We start from the raw sequence: 4019 nt of genomic DNA on the forward strand, positions 1-4019 counted from the left end.
GGCGGGCTGCACCGTGCTGGTGGTGCCGCACGACGTGCCGGTACCGCCGGGGCCGCGCCGGGTGTCGCGCCCGTCGCTGGTGGGGGTCGACGCGCGGACCCTGACGGAGCTGATGAGCCGGGACTGAGCGCCGGTCAGTCCGTGCCATCGGGACTGAGCTGCCGGTCAGTCGGCGCCGTCGGGGACTGAGCTGCCGGTCAGTCCGTGCCGTCGGACGGCGCGACCGGCACGTCGCCGTGCTTGGTGGCGACGACGGCCAGGTAGTACAGCGGCTCGCCGCGCACGTCGAGCCGGTGCCGGTACCGCTCACGGGCACGCACCTCGAACAGTCCCTCCCGCTCACACCGGCGGACGAACCGGGCGAAACCGGACTCGTCGGACTCGGACAGGAACCGGTCGCGGATCGTGAAGGCGATCCGGCCGCCGTCGGCGACGAGGTTCACCGCCGTCGCGAACGCCCGCACCGGGATGTCGCCGAACCCGAGCGCGGCCACGCAGGTCAGCGCGTTGAACCGGTGACCGGCCAGGGTCCGTTCCCACGCGGCGGTCAGCCGGGCCGTGTCGCACACGTGATAGTCGTCGTAGACCTCCGGACGGTCCCGCAGCGCCGCCCGCCGGGCCTCGTCGAGCAGGTCCACCCCGACGAGATACCCCGCGCCCACCGTGCGCAGCTGCTCGGCGATCAGCCCGTTGCCCGCGCCGAGGTCGAGCACCCGCAGCGACGCGGGGTCCGTGCCGGAGGCCTGCAACTCCTCCTTGAGCAGCTTGCCCACCACGTCCGGCGACCGGCAGTCCAACAGGTCGTGGAACAGCGTCTCGTAGAGCCCGGGCACGGCGAAGATCCGGTCGTAGTCGTGGAACCGGATGTCCTGCCAGGTGCCGTCGAGCCGGACCGAGCAGTACTCGGTGTCCTGGTCGAGTCCGCACTCGGTGTCCTGGTCGGGTCCGCCCGGGTTCTCCGGGAGCCGCACGTCGGGCCGGGGCCCGCCCGCCGAGGGGGCCTGCGGTGACCCGGGGGAGGAGGTGTCTGCCATATCACGATCTTTTCGCGTCGAAGTCCACACGCGCGTCGCTGCCGCGTTCCCTGCGAGATCAGCAAACTACCGCGCGCAGTACCGCGTCAACGTCGCCTGCGCCACGTGCGGCGGCCCCGGACCGGGCCGCCCGTCGGCGCGGCGGGCGCGGATGGAAGGATTACGGGGCGTGAAGACCTTCGACGAGCTGTACGCGGAACTCCTCCAGCGCGCCGACACGCGGCCCGAGGGGTCGGGCACCGTGCGTGCCCTCGACGCCGGGGTGCACGAGCAGGGCAAGAAGGTGCTCGAAGAGGCGGGCGAGGTCTGGATCGCGGCGGAGCACGAGTCCGACGAGCGCCTCGCCGAGGAGATCTCGCAGCTGCTCTACCGGGTCCAGGTCCTCATGCTCGGGCGGGGCGTCACCAGCGAGGACGTCTACCGCCACCTGTGAGGGTCGTCTCGCCGGTCCCGGGTGGCGGCCCGCCGACCACCTCCGCTGGGGTGGACACCGGCGCCCGCCCGCCCGGCCGGAGCGGGCACGGGCAGCGACAACGTCAGGAGGGAACATCATGCTGCGGTTCGCGGTGCCGAACAAGGGTGCGCTGGCGGGACCGGCGTCGGAGATGCTCGCCGAGGCGGGCTACCGGCAGCGGCCCGAGCAGCGGGACCTGACCATCCTGGACACCGTCAACGACGTGGAGTTCTTCTTCCTCCGGCCCAAGGACATCCCGATCTACGTCGGCTCGGGTGACCTGGACCTGGGGATCACCGGCCGGGATCTGGCACTGGACTCGGGGGCACCGGTCGACGAGACCCTGTCGCTCGGGTTCGGGGGCTCCACCTTCCGCTACGCCGCCCCCGCCGTGCGGGAGTGGACGGTCGCCGACCTGGCGGGCAAGCGCCTCGCCACCTCCTATCCGCGGCTGGTCGCCGACGACCTCGCCCGGCACGGGGTGGAGGCCGACGTCATCCGGCTGGACGGGGCCGTGGAGATCTCGGTGCAGCTCGGGGTCGCCGACGCCATCGCCGACGTCGTGGGGTCCGGCCGCACCCTGCGCCAGCACGACCTGGTGGCCTTCGGCGACCCCATCTGCGTGTCCGAGGCGGTGCTCCTCCACCGCGCGGGCAACGCCACGTCGAAACCGATCGCGCAGATGGCCGCCCGGCTGCAGGGCGTGGTGTTCGCCCAGCAGTACATGATGCTGGATTACGACTGCCCGCGGACGCTGCTCGACGACGCCATCGCCATCACCCCGGGGCTGGAGTCGCCCACGGTCGCCCCGCTCGCGGACGCCGACTGGGTGGCCGTCCGGGCGATGGTGTCCCGCAAGCAGGTGAACTCGGTCATGGACGAGCTGGCCGCCGTCGGCGCCCGCGCGATCCTCGCCTCCGACATCCGCGCCTCCCGGCTCTGAGCCCGGTCACCCCCGACGGGCGCACGGGCGTTCCCCTCGACCGGCAAGCCGTCGGTGCCGGTGGGGCCGCCGGCTGGTCGGTCCGTGCCGGGGCGCCGCGGGTCAGTGTGGTTTCCGGTGGCGGGGCAGCAGGTCGTAGAGCCTGCTGTGGGCGCCGCTGTCGTTGGCCGCGCGGGCGTGCGAGACGTCGGCGATGAAGTCCTCGAACACGAAATCCTGTTCGGGCGCGGTCAGCGGCGTGACCGGGCCGCTGTGCATGGAGTCCAGCGCGCGGGCGACCTCGCGGAACGCCGCCGCCTGCACCGTCTCGGGGGCGAACGTGGTCACCGGCACCCCGCGGGCCGCCGCCTCGTTGATCACCACACCCAGCGGCACGTGCGCCAGTACGGGCAGCCCGAAGCCCTGCAGCTCGTTCAACGCGGCGGCCGCGTACGCCGACACCGGCCGCCGGTACAGCCCGGGCACCAGGCCGTAGTGGAGCACCGGCGGCCGCTGCACGGCCTGTTCCAGATAGCTGATCTGCTCGCGCAGCAGCCGCAGCGCCCGGATGCTGGTGCGTTCGGGCTGCACCGGCACGACGATCCCGTGGCTGGCCACCAGCGCGTTGTTGGTCAGCACGTCCAGCGCGGGCGGGCAGTCGATGACGACGTGGTCGTAGTCGGCGAACTGGATCACCCGCGCCAGCTGCCATCCCGGCACCCGGAACTGGTCCAGCCGACGCACGAGGTCGAACATGCCGGACGAGGTGGGGATCACGTCGAGCGCGCCACCGTCGCCGACGGCGCAGCGCGGGTGCGGCACGACGAGCTCCTCCACCGGCCCGCGCCACGACTTCGTCAACGCCTTGGCCATGCTCGGCGCCTCGGGTGGGGGCTCGGGCAGCCCGAGCGACTCGGTCGTGGCGTGCCCCTGCGGGTCGAGGTCGATCAGCAGCACCCGGCGCCCGCGCTCGGCCAGCGCCGCCGCCGCGCCCACGCTGAGCGCGGTCTTGCCGACCCCGCCCTTCTGGTTGACCACCGAGGTGATCTGCACTCTGCGCCAGCTCCCGTCTCGTTGTCTGCGGGAAGGGTAGTAGATCAACGACCGTGCGTCAGGCCCCTTGCGCGCGGGCCGGGCGGGGCTCCGCGTCCTCCGGGGACACGGCCTCGAGAGACACGGCCTCACCAGACACGGGATCGCGGGTCAGCGGTGCCGCACCAGCAGTGCCTGCGCCCCGGTGGCGACCTGCCCGTCGTGGTCGTGCAGCGCGCTCGTCGCGGTGCCGATCCCCTCCGGGCCGAGGATCGTGGCGGCGTCCAGACCGACCCACTCGCCCGCGGGTTCGCGGTGCAGATGGACGGTGAGCTCGGAGTTGATGAACAGCCACCGACCCGGGTCCAGCACATTGGACACCCCGCTGCCGGAGTCGGCGACGGCGAACAGCCGTTGCAGCGGACTCGGCGGCTCGCCGGCGACCAGCGGCACCCGTTGCCGCGCCCACACGGTCGCCGGACCGGGATCGACGACCCGCCCCCACACCGTCCGCCACTCGATCGCCCGCAGGTATCCGCCGTGCCAGTCGGCAGGCCACTCCGCGGGGGCGCACCCG

At 73.1% G+C, this 4019-nt stretch carries 4 protein-coding genes and 2 pseudogenes; 3 read left to right on the forward strand and 3 right to left on the reverse strand.

Features of this window, described 5'->3' with window-relative positions; translation table 11 throughout:
* Positions 1–127: pseudogene (locus SACHA_RS24480) on the forward strand (HAD family phosphatase); the annotation flags it as partial.
* Positions 128–197: 70 nt separating this feature from the next.
* Here SACHA_RS24480 and SACHA_RS0110775 read toward each other — a convergent pair.
* Complete coding sequence (locus SACHA_RS0110775; protein WP_028663071.1) at positions 198–1034, reverse strand: class I SAM-dependent DNA methyltransferase; 837 nt, start codon at positions 1032–1034, stop codon at positions 198–200.
* A gap of 169 nt (positions 1035–1203) precedes the next feature.
* Here SACHA_RS0110775 and SACHA_RS0110780 point away from each other — a divergent pair, with 169 nt between their 5' ends.
* Both SACHA_RS0110780 and hisG read left to right on the forward strand, forming a co-directional pair.
* Positions 1204–1467: a phosphoribosyl-ATP diphosphatase gene (locus SACHA_RS0110780; protein ID WP_007026974.1), complete on the forward strand. Its 264-nt coding sequence runs from the start codon at positions 1204–1206 to the stop codon at positions 1465–1467.
* Between the two features lie 118 nt (positions 1468–1585).
* Positions 1586–2431 carry an ATP phosphoribosyltransferase gene (gene hisG / locus SACHA_RS0110785; RefSeq protein ID WP_019809596.1) on the forward strand — a complete coding sequence of 282 codons (846 nt, stop codon included), beginning with the start codon at positions 1586–1588 and terminating at the stop codon, positions 2429–2431.
* 102 nt (positions 2432–2533) lie between these two features.
* On the opposite strand, the gene SACHA_RS0110790 is transcribed toward hisG, so the two are convergent.
* Together SACHA_RS0110790 and SACHA_RS21520 are read right to left on the reverse strand one after the other, a co-directional pair.
* The gene (locus SACHA_RS0110790) at positions 2534–3463 is read right to left on the reverse strand and encodes a ParA family protein (protein ID WP_019809598.1); all 930 of its coding nucleotides are present in this window, start codon (positions 3461–3463) and stop codon (positions 2534–2536) included.
* Between the two features lie 150 nt (positions 3464–3613).
* Positions 3614–4019: pseudogene (locus tag SACHA_RS21520) on the reverse strand (thioesterase family protein); the annotation flags it as partial.

The sequence above is a fragment of the Saccharomonospora halophila 8 genome (genome assembly GCF_000383775.1).
Taxonomy (GTDB): Bacteria; Actinomycetota; Actinomycetes; order Mycobacteriales; family Pseudonocardiaceae; genus Saccharomonospora; species Saccharomonospora halophila.

Bases quoted from the DNA above. Each gene is read 5' to 3' on its own strand.
- SACHA_RS0110775 (WP_028663071.1), bottom strand. From the start codon at position 1,034: ATGGCAGACACCTCCTCCCCCGGGTCACCGCAGGCCCCCTCGGCGGGC.
- hisG (WP_019809596.1), top strand. From the start codon at position 1,586: ATGCTGCGGTTCGCGGTGCCGAACAAGGGTGCGCTGGCGGGACCGGCG.